We start from the raw sequence: 21,387 nt of genomic DNA on the forward strand, positions 1-21,387 counted from the left end.
TTAAAGCGGCTTATGTAAGATTAAGTTAAAGTGTATCGATGCTTTGCCGTAAAGGTGAAGTGAGTAAGACTAGGATAGTGTTGCTTACAGATATTTATTAGGAAGGGATACCACAGAAAAGAGGGTTGACTATGAATAGTGTCACTAATGTCAGCACGTCGTACGCGATGGAAATGATGGGTGTAGCGATGTCGAAAACGCAACAAGAGGAGCAAGGGCGTCAGGCTTTGCAACTGCTTGATAGTACTGCGTCGTCTTCTAAGCAGATTCAGTCTAGTGCGCCTGCTACTGGCAACCTTGGTCAAAACATCAACGTCAAAGCTTAGTATTTGATCGATGTTTAAAAAGCCGTTCACGTTTACCGTGAGCGGCTTTTTGCTTTTTAACGGCTTAAAGTTGGGGGCAATACCGTTTTTGCGGGTTGTCCGGGGATTTCTTTGGCCAATTTAGGCATCAAGTAACCTGGCAATTTCTCTGCGACTTGCCCCATAAGTCGTTGCGCGAATGACACCGATAGATCAAAGTGTGCCCCCCCTTCAATGGGGTCAAAGGTGAACATATAGTACGGTAAAATTCCGGCTGAAAATAAACGTTCGCTTAGGTCTACCTGCGCTTCTACCGAGTCGTTAACCCCTTTTAACAAGACACCTTGGTTTAATACGGTGACGCCTGCTTGTTTCAGTAAGGCTACTTTTTCCGCTACCGCTTGATCGATTTCATTGGCGTGGTTACTGTGCAGTACCAAGATAATGTCTAGGCTGCTGTTGTTGACCCACTCTAACAGTTCATGATTGATACGGTTAGGAATCACAATGGGTAAGCGGGAATGAATGCGTAGGCGTTTAAGTTGTGGCAGTGCATTCAGCTTTTCAATATGCGGCCCTAGCTGACTGTCTTTGAGCATCAAAGGGTCACCGCCACTGAGGATTACTTCGTTTACTTCTGGGTGCTGTTTGAGGTAATCGATTACACTGTCCCATTCTTTTTGCGCCAATTGGTTATCCCCATAGGGAAAATGACGTCGAAAACAGTAGCGGCAATTGACTGCACAGGTGCCTGTGGTAATCACTAAAATACGGCGCTCGTATTTATGTACGATGGCTTTTTGTGGATTGTGATTGCCTTCTTCTAACGGGTCTTTGCTGTAGCCTGCGATGGGCAGCATTTCGATGTCATCGGCTAAAACTTGTCTGAGTAATGGATCATTGGCGTTGCCATACTCCATACGCGCAACAAAAGGTCGTGGTACCAACATTTTAAAAGATGTCATGGCTTGTGTTGCAGACGGCATCGTTTGCTCAGTTAAACCGAGTAGTGGCATGAGCTCCGCTGGAGTTTTGATGGCTTGAGCCAGCTCAGTCGACCAATGAGGGGTCGTAGTATTTTGAATAGGGATCACGTCAAATATCTGCAAAATTAAGTTAAATTGAGTTATTATGTCGGCCAATCTTTGGCCGTTTGGCCAACGGCTCTAGTGAGTCTCGCATTATTATCGAGCGATTGACTCCTTGAACAAAGACTTGTTCGAACAGAGCCTTTATCTAAATCATGACATTGTGAGGATTTATGGCGAGTTATTCTACCAGCGAATTGCGCAGCGGTAACAAAGTAATGGTCGATGGCGACCCTTGTGCAGTATTAGACAACGAACACGTAAAGCCTGGTAAAGGTCAAGCGTTCAACCGTATCAAACTACGCAACTTAAAGTCTGGTCGTGTATGGGAACGTACGTTTAAGTCTGGTGAATCATTAGAAGCTGCAGATGTAATGGATACGGATATGGAGTATCTGTACACAGATGGCGAGTTCTACCACTTCATGTTAACGGATGGATCTTTTGAGCAGCACGGTGCCGATGCCAACGCAGTTGGCGAGACATCGAAGTGGCTAAAAGAGCAAGAAACGTACGTTGTCACACTTTACAACGGTGCGCCGTTGGCCGTTACGCCACCAAACTTCATTGAACTTGAAGTGACAGAAACCGATCCAGGTTTGAAAGGCGATACCGCAAACGGTGGTTCTAAGCCTGCTATTCTTTCAACTGGTGCGATGGTGCGTGTACCACTGTTTATCAACATTGGTGAGGTATTACGTGTTGATACACGTACCGGTGAGTACGTGTCTCGCGCAACAGGTAAGTAATTAGCTTTGTGAGAAAGCCCTCAAGCTGAGTGTTTGAGGGCTTTTTTTGTAGCTAAAATAGGCCATACAAGACGAACTGAGCAGCATGTACAATAAACAGATTTGGCAACCCACAGCGGATTTATCTACGCTGCAGTACCGCGCAAAGGTGTTCCATAAGATTCGAGCTTTTTTCTACGAGCGTGAAGTTTTAGAGGTGGACACGCCTTGCTTGTCGTTAGGCAGCATTAGTGACCCGCATATCGAAGTCTTGTCAACTCAAACAAAAACGCTTGGCAAGCACGTTACCTATTATCTGCAAACGTCTCCTGAATACGCGATGAAACGGTTATTGGCGGCGGGCGCACCGAGTATTTACCAATTAGGTAAAGTGTTTCGTGCTGAAGAAATTGGCCGTCGTCATGGCATTGAATTCACTATGCTAGAGTGGTATCGATTGGGATTCGATCATTGGCAGTTGATGAACGAAATAGACGACTTGCTCAGCGTACTGACGAACGATGTGATTATCTCGGAACGTTTAAGTTATCAAAACGCATTTTTACGCCATGTAGGATTGGACCCTTTTTCTGCATCGTTGTCATATTTACAGCAATGTTGCCACCAACATACAGAATACGGTCTTGAAGAAATGGATCGTGATACGTTATTAGAACTGCTGTTTACGACACTGATTGAGCCTCAAATTGGGCAAAAGCAACCCTGTTTTATTCACTCGTATCCTGCCTCGCAAGCGGCCTTAGCAAAGCAGCAAATTGAATTAAGTGGAGCGCGAACTGCAGCACGTTTTGAGTTGTATTGGCGTGGTATGGAATTGGCCAATGGTTACTTTGAGCTGACAGATGCGAAAGAGCAACAGCAGCGCTTACAAGAAGATATAGCGCAACGAGCCGAACACCATCAAGTGTGGCGCCAAGTCGACGAACGCCTAATTCGTGCGTTGGAAAAAGGGTTGCCTGATTGTGCTGGTGTCGCATTAGGTGTTGATCGTCTGCTAATGTTATTACTTGATAAGGCGCACATTGACAAAGTACTGCCATTTTCGGGTGCCCATGCTTAAACGCTAACAGAGAACTTTGAATGCCACGATTATTTGCTACCTTCAGTGATTGGTTGTCTTCGCCTCAAAGGGGCTTAGATCCAAAGCGATTTGCTTGGTTATATGTGGCGGTGTTTATTATCTGCTTGTTAACGCTGTGGCGGGGTGGCGATGCGCTCAAACAACAGCAAACCCAAGACCTCGCCATCGAAACCCAAGATCAGCTTGATCAACTTGCCAGTGTGGTTGAAAGTGTTATTGCGAAATATCAGCATATGCCGACGCTATTAGCGTCGAATGATCGAGTCCGAAAAGCGTTACGTGATGGGCTGCCATCGGATATCAATCAGCTTAACCGAGAGTTGGAGCAGATTAACCGCATTACCGAAGCTTCTGATAGTTACATTATTAATACTGATGGCGATACGATTGCCGCCTCTAACTACCGTTTAAGTACATCTTTTGTGGGTGGGAATTTTGCTTTTCGCCCTTACTTCAAAGATGCCATTCGTGGCAAACCGGGGCGATATTACGCGCTCGGCACTACCTCAAATCGCCGTGGATATTATTTTTCCTATCCTGTTTTTGAAGGGGATAGCATCATTGGTGTCGCAGTTGTGAAAGTCGACTTGACCCAATTTGAAAAGCGTTTTAGCAATCAAGCTTATGACTTTTTAATGCTAGACCCCGATGGCGTTGTATTTAGCTCATCACGTTCCCAGTGGCTTTATAAAGTAATGGGTGAGCTGTCCCATGAAGAGTTGATTCGGATCGCAGAGTCTCAGCGTTATTTTGATCAAGCGATTGAAACGCTACCAATTGTTAGCCGAAGAGCGTATGGCGAACACTCTAATATCATCGACATGTTAGATAAAGCCACAGATAATTTAGGCAACGAGTTAGTTGAAAGACGCCGTTATTTGGTCATGAGTCGACCGATACAATTACTGAATTTCCAAGTGGCCGTGTTGGTTCCTCTGACACCTATTGAAGAGCAGATTGCACTTTGGCGAGCTATTTTTGCTGGTGGTATTACGATTACCGTGCTCATCTTTGGTCTCGCACACTTACGCTCTCGAATGCTAAAAGAGCGCTCTGATGCCATAGAAATGGCACGGCATAACCAAGCTTATATTCGAGAAGTGATTCAACATACGCAGGCAGGATTGGTGACTCTTGATGACCGTTATCGAATCGAGGCACTGAACCCCGCAGTCGAAACGCTTGCTGCTCGATCTCTTTCCAGCTTAATTGGTCAGCCTTTGTCTGACTTATTTCAGGTGTCCGATAATGATCGTAAGCGATGGGTGACGGCTTTATCGACAGTATCGACAGAAGATGAAATAAGGCTGACAACAGTTGAAGGTAAGTTTGATATTGAGGGAACCTCCCAAGACGTTGCTGTTGAAGCGACTTTATGTGAACTGCAGTTGCCAAATCGTCGAAGTCACTTAGTGACGTTTCATGATATGACCGAACGTAAGCGCTTTGAACAAGAAATCACCGATGCACGTCGAGCGTTGGAAATTCGAGTAAAAGAGCGCACCTCAGAATTGGAAGACGCCAACCAACGCTTGCGTCATGAAATCGATGAACATAAAGCTACTCAACAAGAACTGATACAAACGGCTAAGTTAGCCGTGTTAGGGCAGTTAAGTGCTGGGCTTAACCATGAATTAAATCAACCGTTAACGGCTATCCGCGCGTTTGCAGAAAATGGGCTTAAGTTTTTAGAACGTGGTAAGTATGACCAAGCAAAAAGCAATTTACAGCATATAAACCAGTTAGGGCATCACATGGGTGACATCATTGCCCGATTTAAGGTCTTTGCCCGAAAAGGTAATGTGGTGCATACCCCTATTGATGTGCAAACCGCGATAAAAGGCGCTATGAAAATTATGCAGCCACGCCTAAAAGAAGCCGATATTCAAGTTGATATGCCAGAGAATATTCAGGCGGCCGTATTGGCGGATATGGTTTTTTTAGAGCAAGTGTTGGTGAACCTGTTAGCCAATGCAAGTGATGCCATTTTAGAGACGAAAACAAGTGACAAACGGATCTTTATTCGAGTTCAGCCATTCTACAGAAAAGTGCATATTTATGTACGTGATACCGGCACAGGCTTGAGTGAAGATGCCATCAAGCATTTATTTGAACCATTCTATACGTCTAAGGCCAGTGGTACAGGTCTTGGCCTTGGCTTATCCATAAGTCATAGGATTATGGACTCAATGAATGGTGACTTGACCGCTAAAAATCATCCTCAAGGTGGTGCTGAGTTTTGTGTTACTCTAAACGCTTACGAGTTAGAACAATAATAAGGATTCTGCCATGTCAGAGCTTGATCACGTCATCGTTATTGACGATGAACAGTCGGTCCGAATGGCCATTTCGCAAACTCTACAATTAGAAGACTTTGATGTGGTGGAGTTTGCCAGTGCGCAAGGTGTTGCTGAACACGTATCGATAGACTGGCCTGGGGTTATTGTTAGCGATATCAATTTGCCTGGTATGAGCGGCCTTGAGTTATTTGAACACATTAAAAAAATTGACACTGAAATTCCGTTTATTCTGATTACGGGCCATGGTGACATCAGTATGGCCGTGAATGCCATTCGAGATGGTGCTTACGATTTCATCGAAAAACCATTTTCTAACGACGATTTTATTGAAGTAGTGCGTCGTGCTTGCGAGAAACGTCGACTTACTCTAGAAAACCGTAATTTACGTTTAGAGTTGGCAGCGCATAATGCGCCTGGCCCGCGTATTATTGGTAACACCCCAGGCATCCACCGTTTGCGCCAAGCACTGCTGCATGTAGCGGATACTGGTGCGGACATTCTCGTACAAGGGGAAACAGGTACTGGTAAAGAGATGGTGGCGCGCTTTATACATGAGCACGGCTCACGACGTAGTCATCCATTTGTTGCGATTAACTGTGGTGCTGTGCCAGATTCGATCATGGAATCAGAGTTGTTCGGCCATGAGAAGGGCGCCTTTACTGATGCTAAAACCCAGCGTATTGGTAAGCTCGAGCACTCAAATGGCGGCACGTTGTTTTTAGACGAAATCGAAAGTATGCCTATGTCCATGCAAGTTCGTCTACTGCGTGTATTAGAAGAACGCAAAGTTGAGCGGCTTGGATCAAATAAGGGCGTTGATTTAGATCTACGCATTCTAGCTGCAACCAAAGTCGACCTTAAAGAACTGAGTGAAACGGGTATTTTTCGTGAAGATTTATACTATCGCTTAAACGTTGTACGCGTCGACATCCCACCGCTGCGGGCTCGCAAAGAAGATATTCCTCTCTTATGGCAACACTTTTGTTTGGTTGCCACGGCCCAATATAAGCGTGAATCAGAGCCCTTAACCGCTGAGCGAATGCACAGTTTGATGAGCTATGATTGGCCGGGAAACGTCCGCGAACTACGCAACCTTGCAGAGCGTTATGTTTTGATGGGTGAGTCTGGTTCGTTTGAATTTGATCAAATCATTACCAATGAAACCAACCCAGGCATTATGACACTGCCTGAGCAAATGGAACGTTTTGAAAAAACTTTGTTAGAACAAGAGTTGATGCGTCAAAAAGGCTCCATTAAAGATACCATGGATGCGCTAGGTCTGCCGCGTAAAACCCTTTACGATAAAATGCGTAAGTACGACCTTGATAAGGACTTGTACAAGTCATAATTTATGTAGTCAGGAAAAGGCTGGGTCAAACAAAACTTATGGAGTTGCCAGCCGCTGACTGATCAAAGGGGAATGAATAATATTGATGCTGAGGTGATCATGTTTCAGTATTATTTCTGCTAAATTGGCACCAGATTCTAGTCTTCGATCTGTACGGGGTTGGTGCTGAATAAGTAGCCATCAAAATGAGCTGATTGGTGTTCAGAAAGTTCCATAAGCGTATCTTTTACATTTTCTAGGTGCTGCCACATTGCAACACGTGCGAGGTTTGCATTTTTCTGCTGGATTGCTCGCAAGATATTTTCATGGTCGACAAGCCACTTCTTACGGTACGCTTGGTCTGTAATATGACTATGTAGTTGTTTCCACATGGGACTATTTTCACGTCGATCCCATAGAGTCTTTACTAAATCCACAAGAACACTGTTTTGTGTTGCTTCCGCAATTGCCAAATGAAACAGTTTGTCGGCACCATGGTCATTGCCGAGCACATCGATACTTTGCTTCTCTTGCTCCAATGCTTCACGCATCTTGATAATGTCTTTTTTGGTAGCTTGTGTCGCCGCAAACTCTGCAACATGGCTTTCAAGCAACTGACGTGCTTGCATCATTTCAAATGGACCAACGTCATCTTTATCTAATGACCCTCCTAGGTCGCTACTCACTGAGGCCATATTGACTTCTTTGATCAAATAAATACCGCTGCCTTTACGAACTTCAATCAGACCCATGAGTTCAAGCATGATTAATGCTTCGCGTAACACGGTGCGGCTAACTTCTAAACGTTCTGCTATATCTCGCTCTGGTGGCAAACGGTCACCTACTTTATATTGGCCTTGCATCAATTCAGTGTGTAGTTTGATGCCAACCTCTTGATAAAGTCGTTTTGGTTTTATCAGTGTACTTATCATAGCGTTCTACTTTACTTGATAATGGGAGCGAACAGTTCATTGTTGCGATAGGTTTAGTAGTTATTATACCAGCGTTTTAAGGTGGTCATAGTGTTCACTACATCTCAATCATTGTGTGCTGATTAAATTGATTTAACCTGAGTGCATGTGAAAGTCTTACGACACAGATAGAAGATGAAATTGTTAATTGGTCAAGCAATTTTTGGTCGGTATCTTAATAGGTCTTGAATCACTGTTTAAAGGTATAGATTTAAATTAAAAGATCAGATGTCAATAAAAGGCCTAGGCAAATCATTGTCTAGGCCTTTTAGACATTAGATACTGCTTTCGAAACTACTTACTATCAAGCGCTTTGATACCTTTTACGTATTCAGAGATTGCTGGGTTTTCCTTCGCTTCGTTGAACATAGGCTCAACTGCTTTGATAAAGGCATCTTTATCAACATCTAGAATTTCTACCCCCATTTTGTCAGCTTTCTTTAGCTCTTCAACGGTGTATTCAGCCCAAAGCTTTTTCATGAAAGCGGTTGCGTCTTTACCTGCTTCCATGATGACTTTTTGATTGTCGTCAGATAGCTTGTTCCAAGTATTGGTACCGATAACCAGTACATCTGGAATCATAGTATGCCCGTCTTGACTGAAGTATTTAGCAACTTCACCGTGGCGATATGTGGTGACTGCACCAATGTTGTTCTCAGCGCCATCTACAACACCTTGTTGTAGTGCCGTGTAAAGCTCACCGAATGGCAGAGGCGTAGGAGCTGCGCCCATGAGCTCCATCATCTTAATGGCACTAGGGCTTGGTTGAACGCGAATTTTCATACCCTGTAGGTCGGACGGTGAGCGTACCGGTTTCGTGGTGTAGAAATTACGTGCGCCAGCATCAAAATACGCGACGCCAACAAATCCAAACTTCTCAGAATTACGCAGAATTTTTTGACCGACTTCATTGCTCTCCATTGCTCGGTAATAGTGATCGCGGTCACGAAAAATGTAAGGGATATTGAATGCGCCGTAGGCTGGATCGAATGACTCCAGCTCACTGGCATTCGATTTTGCCATATCCAGTGCCCCACTTTGTAGAAGCTCTAAAGATTCGCGTTGCGTACCCAGTTGCCCATTAGGATAAACACGAACTTTTAGGTCACCATCGGTTTTCTCTTTTACTTCATCAGCGAAATACTTTAAAGCCTTGTGTACTGGAGACTTTGTATCACCATTGTGGCTGAGCTTTAGCGTTTCGGCATAACTGAAAGAAGAAACTCCCAAGCAGCCAACAATGAGCGCGGAGGCAAATTTTAATTTAGCGTCTGTGATTTTTAACATTTGTATATCTCCAGTTTGATATTTTTATTGTCTTTTGGATTAGCAAAACCGATGTGACACAAATAATAATTGCACGCGATTAATGATTGGTCAATCAATTCGTGTGGTTTAGTTGACCAAATATAAAAATTGGTCCAACATGTTTAGGTCAGATAAAAACTAGAATAAGTGATTAATCTCTAAAAGAGGTACTGGGTGATGAAGTTCATGTATTGGGTAGACCGTATATTGTCGGCTATTTGTGTCACGTTGATGACCGTACTTGTTGTATGTGTTGTGTGGCAGGTGTTCTCTCGTTATGTCTTAGGGGCTCCAAGTACATCTACCGATGAGCTTGCGCGATTTCTGTTTATATGGGTCAGCCTATTAGGTGCTGCTTTTACTTTAGGTCAAAAAAAGCATTTAGCAATGGACTTTATGTTGCTTGTATTAGAAGGCAAAAAGAGAGCGACCTTGAATATCGTTATCACGTTAATCGGATTGGTTTTTGCCGTAGTGATTATGTTAATTGGCGGCAGCGGATTAGTACTTAAGACGCTTAGTCATGGTCAAGTGTCACCTGTACTAGGGTGGCAAATGGGATGGGTTTACAGCGCCATTCCCCTCAGCGGTGCCTGTATGGTGGTGTATTTGTTGCGAGACTTATTGGTTTCTAACTCCAAATAGTGGGGTGTCAGTTAATAGGTTGCTGTTTCTTCTTAGTTGTTTATAAAACTCTAATAAAAAAAGGAAAACAATGTGGAATGGTTAGTTGCACTCGTTCTGTTTGGTAGTTTCTTTGTCATGTTGGTGCTTGGTGTACCAATCTCTTTTTCAATTGCGGTGGCGTCGTTGCTGTCTATTATGGTGTCGTTACCATTTGATGCTGCATTGTCGGTGGCGTCTCAAAAAATTGCTTCGGGTATGGATAGCTTTACATTATTGGCTATTCCATTTTTCATCTTAGCTGGAAATATCATGAATCGTGGCGGCTTAGCATTGAGGTTGATTGAGTTCTCTCGACTGCTTGCTGGGCGCCTACCCGGCTCACTAGGTCATGTGAATGTCATCGCTAATATGCTGTTTGGGTCGATTTCCGGTTCAGCTGTGGCTGCGGCCGCCGCCGTTGGTGGCACGATGGCACCTTTGCAAAAGAAAAGTGGTTACGATCCTGTGTTCTCTACGGCTGTAAATATAACCTCTAGCCCAGCAGGTCTACTGATTCCTCCGAGCAACGCACTTATTGTCTACTCACTGATATCGGGAGGAACGTCAATCAGTGCCTTATTCTTGGGCGGTTATTTACCTGGGATTTTGATGGGAGCTTGCGTTATGTTGGCTGTAGCCATCGTGGCAAAAAAGAAAAATTACCCTGTGTCAGAGCCTGTCTCATTCGGCGAGGCTGGAAAAATCACCTTTCGTGCATTGCCAAGTTTAGGGTTAATCGTTGTCATTATGGGGGGGATTATCGGTGGTGTATTCACGGCCACTGAAGCCTCTGCTGTGGCAGTGGTTTACGCATTACTACTGGCTCTTGTTTACAGAGAAGTCTCTTTAAAAGATATGCCGAGTATTATCCTTGGCTCTGTCATGACAGCGTCGATGATCATGCTGTTGATTGGCGCGTCAATGTCGATGGCGTGGGCGATGGCGAATGCTGACATCCCTTATGCTGTGAGTGATGCATTGTTAGCGCTTTCAGATAATCCAATTATCATTTTATTAATCATCAACTTAATCTTGCTTGGTGTGGGTATCTTTATGGATATGACGCCGGCTTTGTTGATTTTTACGCCCATATTTTTACCAATTGCATTAGAGCTGGGAATCGACCCAGTGCACTTTGGCATCATTATCACCTTTAACTTATGTATTGGTATTTGTACTCCGCCAGTGGGCAGCGCCTTGTTTGTTGGGTGTTCTGTGAGTGGTGTCCAAATAGATAAAGTGATTAAGCCTTTGCTGCCGATCTTCTTCCTGTTGTTAGTCGCATTGCTTGCGGTGACATTTATCCCTGAAATTAGTTTGTTCTTACCGTCTCTTTTGCTTGGTTATTAACCTAGAAAGTTTGCCATTTTAATATTTTTGGAGAATTGAAATTATGAAGCCAATTACGAACTGGAAGCTTCTAGGTGTTGAAAATAGCCGCGTGGAAATTGAGTGTGATGACCGTCATCGACTGTATTTCTTTGTATTAGAGCCGAATGTGATTCGCGTGCTTCTGAAGAAAAATAACACGCTGCAATTGGATAACAGTTGGTGTATCTCACCTAATGATACTGAAACCGGTTGGGAAGGCCGCGATCGGATGAGTACCGAAGGCTTTTCTTGTCCCGACTTTCAAGTTTTTGAGCAGGGCGACCAGCTCACGATTGCAACGGCAGCTTTGCGTGTGACCTTATCCACGCCTTTGAAACTTACTTGGGAATACGCCGACGAGGCTGGTCAATGGCAATACCTTGCGTCAGACCGCCAAAGTGGTGCCTATATGTTGGGAGTAAAGTCGAATGACGTGCACCATTACATGGCACGCGACTTGTCAGATAAATATTATGGCTTAGGAGAGAAAACGGGTGATTTGAACCGCCACGGCTCACGCTACCAGATGCGCAATATCGATGCGATGGGGTACGACGCCAAGCATACGGATCCGCTTTATAAACATGTTCCGTTTTATATTGCGAAGACGACTCAAGCCAGCTTTGGGGTGTTCTACGATAACCTGTCTACGAGTTGGTTTGATCTGGGTAATGAGTTAGATAATTACCATGGTTATTACCGCAGTTATCATGCTGACGAAGGCGATTTAGATTTCTATTTTATGTACGGTGACAAAGTTGTCGATGTTACGAAAACCTATGTCAATCTAACCGGGCGTACGATATTCGGGCCGAAATGGAGTTTGGGATATAGTGGCTCGACCATGCTTTACACCGATGCAGAGAATGCGCAAGAGCAGCTCGGTGACTTTATAAAGCATTGTGATAACCACAGTATGCCGTGTGATTCCTTTCAATTGTCGTCTGGCTACACGTCTATTGGTAACAAACGTTATGTATTCAATTGGAACACCAGCAAGGTTCCTGACCCCGTTAAATTGAGTAGTGATTTTCATCAAGCGGGTCTTAAGTTAGCCGCTAATATTAAGCCATGTTTACTACAAGACCATCCGCGATTTGAAGAGGTTGCGTCGCAGAACCTGTTTATCCAAGATTCCGAATTTGACGCACCGGAGTCGTCACAGTTTTGGGATGATTCTGGCTCTCACTTAGATTTCACTAATCCGAATACTGTCCAGTGGTGGAAGAAAAATGTCACTGAGCAGTTGCTTGAGAAAGGTATTGATTCTACTTGGAATGACAATAACGAATACGAAGTATGGGACAGCGATGCACGTTGCGCAGGCTTTGGAAAGCAAACGCCGATCAAGCTGATTCGACCTTTGCAGCCTCTATTAATGATGCGAGCTTCGTACGAAGCGCAAATGGAATTTGCACCTTCGTTACGCCCATATTTGATTTCGCGCTCAGGTTGTCCGGGAATGCAGCGTTATGTGCAAACGTGGAGTGGTGATAACCGTACCAATTGGCAAACACTGCGTTACAACACACGAATGGGACTTGGGATGAGCCTATCTGGCTTATACAACATCGGACATGATGTGGGTGGTTTCTCAGGTGATCGTCCGGACCCTGAGTTATTTGTACGCTGGGTGCAAAATGGTGTGATGCATCCCCGTTTCACGATTCACTCGTGGAACGATGACCACACGGTCAATGAGCCTTGGATGTATCCAGAGGTCACACCGATTATTCGAGAAGCTATGGCGCTGCGTTACCGCTTGATGCCTTACTTATACGATTTGTTGTGGAAAGCCCACAAGCATCATGAGCCAATGTTACGTCCTACCTTTTTAGATCATGAGAGCGATGAGCGAACCTATGAAGAAAGCGATGACTTTTTACTGGGTAAAGACTTGTTGGTTGCGTCAGTCGTCGAACCAGAACAACGGACTCGTAATGTCTACCTTCCTGATAATGGTGATGGCTGGTACGACTTTCATCGCAAGACTTGGTATGCCGGTGGTCAAGACATTACGTTGCCCGCAGCACTAGAAGAGTTGCCATTGCTGGCTCGTGCAGGAAGCGTGATTCCTACCAGTAATCGAATTGCCCACGTTGATGCTGGCAAAGAGACACTGCGCAAATTCCTAGTTTTCCCACACAAAGGTACAGGGCAGCGTCATATATCGATATTTGACGACGATGGCCTCACGACAGGTTATTTGAATGACTTCTATCTGCAGCTCAACATCATTTTGTCATCCGATTTGTCGAGAATTGACTTAACCATCTCGCGAGAAGGCAAATGGAAACCTGCTTATGAAGACATTGCTTTTGTGCTGCCTGAGAGTGAGCAGCGCGACCTCTATGTTAATGGTCAATTGATGACCTCCTCTAAAGTGGTTCGTTTAAGTGGGCTAGTTTAAGCAAGTCAATACCTTGCCTTGCTAAGGAAGTGATATGAAAGCATTTATGACAGAAGATTTCTTACTGAGCACAGAGACAGCGAAACGCTTGTACCATGATTACGCCGCAGAGCAGCCAATTTATGATTACCACTGCCATCTGAATCCCAAGGAAATTGCAGACAATCGTCGTTTCAGTGATTTAGGTGAGATTTGGTTGGAAGGTGATCATTACAAATGGCGTGCTATGCGTACTGCAGGCGTTGAAGAGCATCTGATTACAGGTAATGCGAGCTTTAAAGAGAAATATCAGGCGTGGTCGCAGACCGTACCGCAATGCATTGGTAATCCCATTTATCACTGGACCCACCTAGAGCTACGCCGCCCGTTTGGTATTAACGGTGTATTGTTTTCCCCTGAAACAGCGGATGCCATCTGGGACCAATGTAATGAGATGCTACGACAGCCCGAGTTTTCTGCTCGCGGTATCATGCAGCAAATGAATGTCAAAATGGTGGGGACGACAGACGATCCTGCGGACAGTCTGGAACACCATAAATTGATTGCAAACGATGCAAGCTTTGATATTGCTGTCACACCAAGCTGGCGTCCTGATCGCGCATTCAAAGTGGAGCACGCTGGTTTTGTTGATTACCTCGCTAAACTTGGACGGTCAGCGGACATCGAAATTACTGGCTTCAATGATTTGATTAGTGCTCTGGCGCGACGTCTTGAAGTATTTGATGCACACGGCTGTCGAAGCGCTGACCATGGTATTGAAATCATGCGCTTTGCTGAGATCCCTGTGGAGGCAGATCTCGATACGATCATGTCAAAGCGTATAAACAATGAGTCTCTTAGCGCGCTAGAGATGGCCCAATTCTCCACTGCTGTGCAGGTTTGGCTAGGCCAACAATATGCCAAGAAAGGCTGGGTGATGCAGCTGCATATTGGTGCACAGCGTAATAACTCTTCTCGCATGTTTAAGCTAGTGGGCGGTGATTCTGGTTTCGACTCGATGGATGATCGAGCCTACGCCGCTCCCTTGTCTGACTTTTTGAATGCCTTGGATCAAAGTAACGAGCTACCGAAAACAATCTTGTACTGCCTGAATCCAATGCACAACGAAATGCTCGCAACGATGGTGGGTAATTTCCAAGGTGGCGGTGTGGCTGGCAAAGTCCAGTTCGGCTCGGGTTGGTGGTTCAATGATCAGCTTGATGGTATGCAAAGACAGCTCACCAGCGTGGCTCAGATGGGCTTATTGAGCCAGTTCGTCGGCATGTTGACCGATTCTCGCAGTTTCTTATCGTACACCCGTCACGAATATTTCCGCCGTTTGCTGTGTGACATGATCGGCGGTTGGGTAGAGCGTGGCGAAGCCCCAGCAGACATGACTCTTTTGAGTAACATGATGAAAGGTATCTGTGCGGATAATGCGAAATCATATTTTGGTTTTCAGGAATGATTGCCTCTTTCACCATACTAATAAGGAGTCATCAATGATTACGGTCCAAAGAAGTCATAGCACATACCTTCCTGAAAATGTAGGTGTTGGAATTGTGCATATTGGACTCGGTGCTTTTCATCGCGCTCATCAAGCCGTCTATATCGAGAAAAACCTCAATCGAAATCATGGTGGTGACTGGGGAATTTGCGCAGTGAATATCCGCTCGAATAGTCAATTAGTGGATCAACTAAAAGCCAACGACTGCCGCTATCACATTGCCGAATATCAGGATAGCCAACATGCTGAGTCGCGAGAGGTTAATGCTATTCGTGACGCTCTGTTTGCCGGAGAAGACAAAGAGCCTTTGTTCGACAAATTAGTGTCGCCTTCAACGAAAATCGTGACATTAACCGTGACTGAGAAAGGTTACTACTTAACACCTGCTGAAAAGGCTCTACGCCAAGATGACCCTCATATTCGGCATGATATTGCACACCCCACAGCGCCTAAAACAGCACCGGGGATTTTAGTCGAAGCGTTGCATAGAAGACGAGAGTTGGGCTTGCCGCCGTTTACAGTTTTAAGTTGTGACAACATGCCCAACAATGGCCGTTTAATCCGTAAAGCAGTATGCGCACTCGCGCGCCATCGATCCACAGAATTAGCTGAGTGGATTGAAGACAATGTCGCTTTTCCAAGCTCTATGGTGGATAGAATTGTTCCTGCAATGTCAGATACCTCCCGCGAGCGTCTGCAAGCGGAGTTACAGTGTAATGACCCTAATGCCGTGATGTGTGAGACGTTTAGTCAATGGGTTGTAGAAGACAACTTTCCACAGGGGCGACCTGATTGGGAGCACGACGGCGTGCAAATGGTCGAAGATGTTCACCCGTTTGAAACGATGAAACTGCGCCTCTTAAACGGCAGCCATTCTTTGCTTGCTTACGTCGGGCTTGCTGCAAACTACCAAACGGTTGCAGAGGCCGTAGCTGATAATCGCTTTGCTCAGTTGATTCGTCATTACATGAATGTCGAAGCTTCTCCAACACTGGATTTGCCAAAAAGTGTTGATGTTGAAGCCTACATTGAAAGGTTGGTGGAGAGATTTGGTAACGATAGCTTACAGCACCAGTTGACACAAATCGCAATGGATGGATCACAGAAAATCCCCCAGCGTTGGCTAAACGGTGCACAGGAAAGGCTGGATCATCGTGCTGACATAAATGCTACAGCGCTTGGCGTGGCGGCATGGCTCGCATTTGTAAGAGGTAAGGATCAAACAGGTCGTACCTACACCGTTGATGACCCCATGGCAGAGACATTTAGTGAACTGCACGCTCGTTGCCAAGATGCTAATCAACTTGTGAGTGAAGCGCTTAAATTAGATGACATTTTCCCTCGTCAGCTGGCGCTCAATGAAACATTTTCTAAAGCAGTGCTCAAAGCCTATCAAACAATTATTTCAAGTGGTGTAACGGCATGCTTAGGCGCCGACGACACGACTCATTTCGGAGGATAATATGGAACATACTTGGCGTTGGTTTGGACCCAACGATGAAACCACGTTGACGGATATTCGTCAGACAGGCGCGACCGGAGTGGTAACCGCATTGCATGAAATTCCGAATGGTGATGTCTGGCCTATTGAAGCCATCCAAGCACGGAAATCGATGATAGAAGCGCACGAACTTCGTTGGTCAGTGGTTGAAAGTGTCCCTGTGCATGAAGATATTAAAAAGCGTACTGGCAACTATGAAGAGTACATTGAAAACTATAAGCAATCCCTCCTTAACTTAGCAGCATGCGGAATTGATACGGTTTGCTACAACTTCATGCCAGTTCTTGATTGGACACGTACGGATCTTGATTTCGCTCTACCTGACGGTTCTCGTGCGCTACGCTTCGACCAAACAGCGTTTGCAGCCTTCGAGCTGTATATTCTTGAGCGCAAAGGGGCTGAGTTAGAATACAGCGCAGAAGAAAAGGCACAGGCGAAAGCGTATTTGGAAGCGGTAAGCGACCAGGACAGAGAGCGTTTGGTGGCTAACATTATTGCGGGTCTACCTGGCTCAGAAGAAAGCTATACCCTTGAGCAGTTTCGCGCCAAATTAGATGAGTACGCACACATCAATAAAGATACCTTGCGTGAACACTTGAAGCTGTTCTTGAAAGCTATTGTGCCTGCAGCGGAACAAGCTGGCTTGTGTTTGGCGATCCATCCTGATGATCCACCACGTCCTATATTAGGACTGCCTCGTGTTGTGTCGGTAAAAGAAGACATTGAATGGCTATTGAAAGCTGTGCCAAGCCCCGTTAACGGCATAACACTTTGTACGGGGTCTTATGGGGTCCGAGCCGACAACGATTTGGTCGATATGGTGCAGCGTTTTGGTTCCAATATCTTCTTTACTCACTTGCGTTCAACCAAGCGCGAAGAGGTGGCTGGGAGCTTTCATGAGGCCTCTCACCTTGGTGGGGACGTTGACATGGTAGGCGTCGTCAGAGCCTTGTTGCTGGAGGAGAAAAAGCGTCATGACAGCAACACGCCGCGTCTTATTCCTATGCGACCAGACCACGGGCACCAAATTCTGAATGATCTTGAGAAGAACGCTAAACCTGGTTATTCCAAACTTGGTCGTATGAAAGGTTTAGCGGAGGTCCGAGGCTTAGAGCTGGGCCTCAAGAGCACATTATAAGGGGGGCTGTACTGCATGAATGAGTCGAACAACCCAGTGCGGATCGCTTTCATTGGTGAATGCATGATACAGCTTCAGGGACCTCTGTTTGGCTCACTTAAGCAAAGTTGGGGTGGCGATACCTACAATACCGCATTGTACTTGCGCAGACTGCTGCCAGAGCAGTTTGAAGTGCACTACTTGACGGCGTTAGGGGATGACGCATTGAGTGAATATTTACAGCAAGCATGGCATGCGCAAGGGCTGGAAGTAGGTAATATTCGAACCATAGCTAACAAATCCCCTGGCTTATATCAAATCAGTACGGATGCCAGTGGCGAGCGATCGTTTCATTACTGGCGTAATGATGCAGCGGCTAAATACCTTTTTGACCAGCAGACTGTTGATGAGGTGGCAGATTTTCTCATGTCATTTGATCAAGTGTATGTGTCGGGCATTAGCTTGGCTATTTTGACGCAAGAAGGGCGCTCTGTATTACTGAGTGCATTAGAGCGATACGCCGATCACGCAGGTAAGATCGTATTTGATAATAATTACCGACCAGCTCTTTGGGTCTCGTTAGAGAAATGTCGACAGGCATACCGTCGTATTTTAGCGGTGGCCGATATCGCGCTTATTACCGAAGACGACGATCAGCTATTGTGGCAATACACCCGAAGTGATGAGATCTTTGCAGCCTATCAATGTCCGGAAGTGGTTATCAAGCGCGGCTCTGAAGCTTGTTTACTGCGTGTTAATGGCGAACGTATGGCCGTTCCGACTCAAGCTGTTGATAATGTGGTGGATACCACCGCAGCAGGCGACTCGTTCGCTGCGGGCTATTTGTTTGGGCGTCTGACATCCGAATCGCCAGAGCAATCAGTGCGCTATGGTCATATCCTTGCGGGTCGCGTGATTCGATATGCTGGGGCGATTATTGATGAATCTGCAATGCCAAATTTTTGCTAAATACACAATATTGTGGGTGTTAATCTGCTCGTCATTATTCAATTGATCTGGAACGTTTTGAGCTTCTCTTCAACTTGACTGTAGCGTGGATGCAATATTTCTGTGACGCTATTTATCGTGAATATTCAGTGTACTTTTAACGATTTTAGCAGCACGTTTGAGTACTCAGGGTTACTAAGAGTATTAGACCATTGCTCCAAAAGAATCTGAATAAAGAGGTCAGCCGACGGAGATACTGGAGTCAATGTACGTCGAATTAAACCGATAGAACGGTCAATTTTCTCGCCTGCTAAGGGGCGATAGGTGAGTACACTATTAGTGCCAAATGGCATTGCTAAGCGGGGGACAATAGACAGTCCAAGTCCTGTCTCAACTAATCCAAGTGATGTAGACAAGTGTTGTACTTCGTAAAAACTATTGAGGTTTACTTGGTCGCGTGCAATGGACTTATCTAGTAAAAGCCGATTACCGCTGGTACGGCTTACGCTTATCAATTTGTAATTTTCTAAATCCTTCCAAGTGACTTCTTCCAATGCCGTAAGAGGGTGATCTTGTCGCATACAGACGACGAAAGGGTCATCAATAAGCGGCGTAAAGCTCACTTCCGAATGCTGCGCAATAGCCATATTTATGCCAAAGTCTGCGTCACCTTGAATGACTGACTCAAGACCCTGATTAGCACTTTCATCGAGAATTCGAATTCGAATGCCGGGGTACTTTTCATTAAAAGGTTTGATCACAGAAGGCAAAAAATAAAAGGCGGCTGTCGGAATACAGGCAATGGTGATGGTGCCTTTTTGCTGGCTTGCCATGTCCTTTATCCCCAACACAGAAAGCTCAAACTCTTCTAACATTCGTCTTGCTTTAGGTAAAAACTCTCGACCCACAGTGGTCAATTTGGTTTTCCTAGTTGTTCGCTCAAATAGCGTCGCGCCCAAGACATTTTCAAGCTTCTGCATGCGTCGACTCAAGGCGGGTTGAGATAAAAATGTGGCTTCTGCCGCTTCATGAAAGTTACCCGTTTCTGCGACTTTAACAAAGATAACAAGGTCTTTAAATTCGATCTGATGCATAGATTCACCAATTGGCGGTGCGCCCGCAACAGGCGATTTTCGTTTTACCTTTGATGTAGACTATTTATACGACGGCATTCCTTTGATCGTCGTTGGTTTAGGGATCTTTGCCCTACCAGAAATTATTTCATTACTGATCAAAAATAAGTCGATTGCGACGAAAGGTAATCAGCTTGGTCAGGGGTTAGGTCAAGGCTTGAAAGACGTTATGAGCAACTTACCGCTCGTTGGACGTTCATCTGTTTTTGGTAGTCTTGTTGGTGCTATCCCAGGACTGGGTGGTTCGGTTGTGGATTGGATGACCTACAGTTTTGCCATGAGTGCTAGTAAAGATAAAAGCCAGTTTGGTAAAGGTGAAATCAAAGGTGTTATCGCCCCCGAGTCAGCTAATAATGCTTGTTCGTGCGGTAGTATGATTCCTACTATTCTATTTGGTGTTCCAGGTTCTGGCTCTGCAGCGGTATTTCTGGGTGGTATGTTGTTGCTGGGGATTCAACCTGGCGTATCAATGGTATCGACTCACCTTGACCTGACCTATACCATCATTTGGTCTTTGGCTTTAGCGAATATTTTAGGTGCGGCGTTATGTATTTTCTTAACCCGTCCTATTTCGATGCTTACTTACATCAAGTTCTCTATTTTAGCGCCGGTTATTTTAACCTTAATTCTGTTTGCTGCTTATCAAGCGACTCGTAGTTTTGGTGATTTCTTAGCGTTAGGCGGCATTGCATTGATTGGCGTATTGATGAAGAACGCAGATTGGCCTAGACCTGCATTCTTGATTGGCTTTGTATTGTCTGCGGGTGCAGAAAACTACTTTTTTCAAAGCATTCAGTTTTATGAGTACAGCTGGTTTACACGTCCTGGTGTGTTGATCATTGGTGCATTGATTCTGTGTGGCTTATTCCTGCCTACGGTATTCCGTAGAATGATGCGTAAACGTCAAACTCCTGAAGAGGCAAAAGCCGCGTCTGAAGCAGCACTTGTCACTAACTTCAATTTGGATATATGGATTGCAGGTTTGTTCTTGCTGATAGCCGTTGTATTTGGTTACCAAGTATGGGGCGAACAAACGTTAACAAGGGCCTTTCCATTGATAGCGGTGACTTTGTTGGGTGGTTCTTCTTTGATGGTCATCATTAACCATCTGCGTCATCGTGGGCAAATTGCTACGGCTGAAATTCGACAAGGGCTGTTCTATATAGTGGGCTTTTTCATCATGGCTTTCTTGTATTTCGAACTCGGTTTCTTAACCACTACTTTTGTTTTTTCACTGTCGTTTATTTACTTCTTTGCCCGTGCAGGATCAGTAAAATCGTTATCAATTGCTTTCGGTTTGCTGGTATTCCTTTTGGTGTTAGGTCGAGTGATGAGTGTCGACTATCCAGAAGGGTTGCTAGACGGCTATGTATTGGCAATAGCGAATCTGGTTTAACAAGTATCCGCTGACCCCGCGACTTGTTTAATGCCCGCCTACCTAGGCGGGCATTTTTTTGTCTATTACATAACCTATATAAAGGCTCTTTGCTGTTCGAAAAGGTATCCGCAAGTCTTGCTCAAGCTATTCTCAAAACCATAGTCTTTGTAGTAAATATCGCAACTCCCCAGTTTTTTTTTGCCGCATATATTAAACATGCTTTTGTAGATCGATTTCACATTGAGGCG

General features: G+C 45.1%; 17 protein-coding genes. 13 read left to right on the forward strand and 4 right to left on the reverse strand.

Annotated elements, in window-relative coordinates:
* The first annotated feature begins 131 nt into the window (after positions 1-131).
* Entirely contained in the window at positions 132-326 is a 195-nt protein-coding gene (locus tag AYW75_RS02920; RefSeq protein WP_067095169.1) for a hypothetical protein, read from the forward strand.
* A 56-nt stretch (positions 327-382) separates the two neighbouring features.
* On the opposite strand, the gene epmB is transcribed toward AYW75_RS02920, so the two are convergent.
* Positions 383-1,399 carry an EF-P beta-lysylation protein EpmB gene (gene epmB, locus AYW75_RS02925; protein WP_067095172.1) on the reverse strand — a complete coding sequence of 339 codons (1,017 nt, stop codon included), beginning with the start codon at positions 1,397-1,399 and terminating at the stop codon, positions 383-385.
* A 167-nt stretch (positions 1,400-1,566) separates the two neighbouring features.
* On the opposite strand from epmB, the gene efp reads away from it, so the two are divergent.
* The 4 genes from efp (at position 1,567) to AYW75_RS02945 (ending at position 6,871) form a co-directional block, all read left to right on the forward strand.
* Entirely contained in the window at positions 1,567-2,142 is a 576-nt protein-coding gene (gene efp / locus AYW75_RS02930; protein ID WP_067032494.1) for an elongation factor P, read from the forward strand.
* Between the two features lie 85 nt (positions 2,143-2,227).
* Positions 2,228-3,202: an EF-P lysine aminoacylase EpmA gene (gene epmA, locus AYW75_RS02935; protein WP_067095175.1), complete on the forward strand. Its 975-nt coding sequence runs from the start codon at positions 2,228-2,230 to the stop codon at positions 3,200-3,202.
* A 20-nt stretch (positions 3,203-3,222) separates the two neighbouring features.
* On the forward strand, positions 3,223-5,499 hold the full coding sequence (locus tag AYW75_RS02940) for an ATP-binding protein (protein WP_082856365.1): 2,277 nt from the start codon (positions 3,223-3,225) through the stop codon (positions 5,497-5,499).
* Between the two features lie 13 nt (positions 5,500-5,512).
* Complete coding sequence (locus AYW75_RS02945; RefSeq protein ID WP_067095178.1) at positions 5,513-6,871, forward strand: sigma-54-dependent transcriptional regulator; 1,359 nt, start codon at positions 5,513-5,515, stop codon at positions 6,869-6,871.
* Positions 6,872-7,008: 137 nt separating this feature from the next.
* On the opposite strand, the gene AYW75_RS02950 is transcribed toward AYW75_RS02945, so the two are convergent.
* Together AYW75_RS02950 and AYW75_RS02955 are read right to left on the reverse strand one after the other, a co-directional pair.
* Complete coding sequence (locus AYW75_RS02950) at positions 7,009-7,782, reverse strand: FCD domain-containing protein (RefSeq protein ID WP_067095180.1); 774 nt, start codon at positions 7,780-7,782, stop codon at positions 7,009-7,011.
* A 333-nt stretch (positions 7,783-8,115) separates the two neighbouring features.
* Entirely contained in the window at positions 8,116-9,108 is a 993-nt protein-coding gene (locus AYW75_RS02955; protein WP_067095185.1) for a TRAP transporter substrate-binding protein, read from the reverse strand.
* Between the two features lie 198 nt (positions 9,109-9,306).
* Between AYW75_RS02955 and AYW75_RS02960 the strand changes: the two genes are divergently transcribed.
* From AYW75_RS02960 to AYW75_RS02990, 7 genes are all read left to right on the forward strand, one after another.
* Positions 9,307-9,774: a TRAP transporter small permease gene (locus tag AYW75_RS02960; protein WP_231886144.1), complete on the forward strand. Its 468-nt coding sequence runs from the start codon at positions 9,307-9,309 to the stop codon at positions 9,772-9,774.
* Positions 9,775-9,846: 72 nt separating this feature from the next.
* On the forward strand, positions 9,847-11,145 hold the full coding sequence (locus tag AYW75_RS02965; protein ID WP_067095191.1) for a TRAP transporter large permease: 1,299 nt from the start codon (positions 9,847-9,849) through the stop codon (positions 11,143-11,145).
* A gap of 43 nt (positions 11,146-11,188) precedes the next feature.
* Positions 11,189-13,576, forward strand: coding sequence for a glycoside hydrolase family 31 protein (locus AYW75_RS02970; RefSeq protein ID WP_067095195.1), 2,388 nt, complete (start codon positions 11,189-11,191; stop codon positions 13,574-13,576).
* 34 nt (positions 13,577-13,610) lie between these two features.
* Positions 13,611-15,023 (forward strand): glucuronate isomerase, encoded by a 1,413-nt coding sequence (gene uxaC, locus AYW75_RS02975; protein ID WP_067095198.1) that lies wholly within the window; start codon positions 13,611-13,613, stop codon positions 15,021-15,023.
* 34 nt (positions 15,024-15,057) lie between these two features.
* Complete coding sequence (locus AYW75_RS02980; RefSeq protein WP_067095201.1) at positions 15,058-16,524, forward strand: mannitol dehydrogenase family protein; 1,467 nt, start codon at positions 15,058-15,060, stop codon at positions 16,522-16,524.
* 1 nt (position 16,525) lies between these two features.
* The gene (gene uxuA, locus AYW75_RS02985) at positions 16,526-17,701 is read left to right on the forward strand and encodes a mannonate dehydratase (RefSeq protein WP_067095204.1); all 1,176 of its coding nucleotides are present in this window, start codon (positions 16,526-16,528) and stop codon (positions 17,699-17,701) included.
* Positions 17,702-17,716: 15 nt separating this feature from the next.
* On the forward strand, positions 17,717-18,649 hold the full coding sequence (locus tag AYW75_RS02990; protein ID WP_067095208.1) for a sugar kinase: 933 nt from the start codon (positions 17,717-17,719) through the stop codon (positions 18,647-18,649).
* Between the two features lie 125 nt (positions 18,650-18,774).
* Here AYW75_RS02990 and AYW75_RS02995 read toward each other — a convergent pair whose 3' ends face one another.
* Positions 18,775-19,722, reverse strand: a complete 948-nt coding sequence (locus AYW75_RS02995; RefSeq protein ID WP_067095210.1) for a LysR family transcriptional regulator — start codon at positions 19,720-19,722, stop codon at positions 18,775-18,777.
* A gap of 10 nt (positions 19,723-19,732) precedes the next feature.
* On the opposite strand from AYW75_RS02995, the gene AYW75_RS03000 reads away from it, so the two are divergent.
* Complete coding sequence (locus AYW75_RS03000; RefSeq protein ID WP_231886145.1) at positions 19,733-21,157, forward strand: tripartite tricarboxylate transporter permease; 1,425 nt, start codon at positions 19,733-19,735, stop codon at positions 21,155-21,157.
* Positions 21,158-21,387 lie beyond the last annotated feature (230 nt).

This window comes from Marinomonas atlantica (assembly GCF_001639725.1).
Taxonomy (GTDB): domain Bacteria; phylum Pseudomonadota; class Gammaproteobacteria; order Pseudomonadales; family Marinomonadaceae; genus Marinomonas; species Marinomonas atlantica.

What these genes read in the sequence shown, in the direction of transcription:
- AYW75_RS02945 (WP_067095178.1), top strand. Translation starts at nt 5,513, where the DNA reads ATGTCAGAGCTTGATCACGTCATCGTTATTGACGATGAACAGTCGGTC.
- AYW75_RS02920 (WP_067095169.1), top strand. Translation starts at nt 132, where the DNA reads ATGAATAGTGTCACTAATGTCAGCACGTCGTACGCGATGGAAATGATG.
- AYW75_RS02940 (WP_082856365.1), top strand. Translation starts at nt 3,223, where the DNA reads ATGCCACGATTATTTGCTACCTTCAGTGATTGGTTGTCTTCGCCTCAA.
- AYW75_RS02995 (WP_067095210.1), bottom strand. Translation starts at nt 19,722, where the DNA reads ATGCATCAGATCGAATTTAAAGACCTTGTTATCTTTGTTAAAGTCGCA.
- AYW75_RS02990 (WP_067095208.1), top strand. Translation starts at nt 17,717, where the DNA reads ATGAATGAGTCGAACAACCCAGTGCGGATCGCTTTCATTGGTGAATGC.
- AYW75_RS02970 (WP_067095195.1), top strand. Translation starts at nt 11,189, where the DNA reads ATGAAGCCAATTACGAACTGGAAGCTTCTAGGTGTTGAAAATAGCCGC.
- AYW75_RS02960 (WP_231886144.1), top strand. Translation starts at nt 9,307, where the DNA reads ATGAAGTTCATGTATTGGGTAGACCGTATATTGTCGGCTATTTGTGTC.
- epmA (WP_067095175.1), top strand. Translation starts at nt 2,228, where the DNA reads ATGTACAATAAACAGATTTGGCAACCCACAGCGGATTTATCTACGCTG.
- uxuA (WP_067095204.1), top strand. Translation starts at nt 16,526, where the DNA reads ATGGAACATACTTGGCGTTGGTTTGGACCCAACGATGAAACCACGTTG.
- AYW75_RS02950 (WP_067095180.1), bottom strand. Translation starts at nt 7,782, where the DNA reads ATGATAAGTACACTGATAAAACCAAAACGACTTTATCAAGAGGTTGGC.
- efp (WP_067032494.1), top strand. Translation starts at nt 1,567, where the DNA reads ATGGCGAGTTATTCTACCAGCGAATTGCGCAGCGGTAACAAAGTAATG.
- AYW75_RS02980 (WP_067095201.1), top strand. Translation starts at nt 15,058, where the DNA reads ATGATTACGGTCCAAAGAAGTCATAGCACATACCTTCCTGAAAATGTA.
- AYW75_RS02955 (WP_067095185.1), bottom strand. Translation starts at nt 9,108, where the DNA reads ATGTTAAAAATCACAGACGCTAAATTAAAATTTGCCTCCGCGCTCATT.
- uxaC (WP_067095198.1), top strand. Translation starts at nt 13,611, where the DNA reads ATGAAAGCATTTATGACAGAAGATTTCTTACTGAGCACAGAGACAGCG.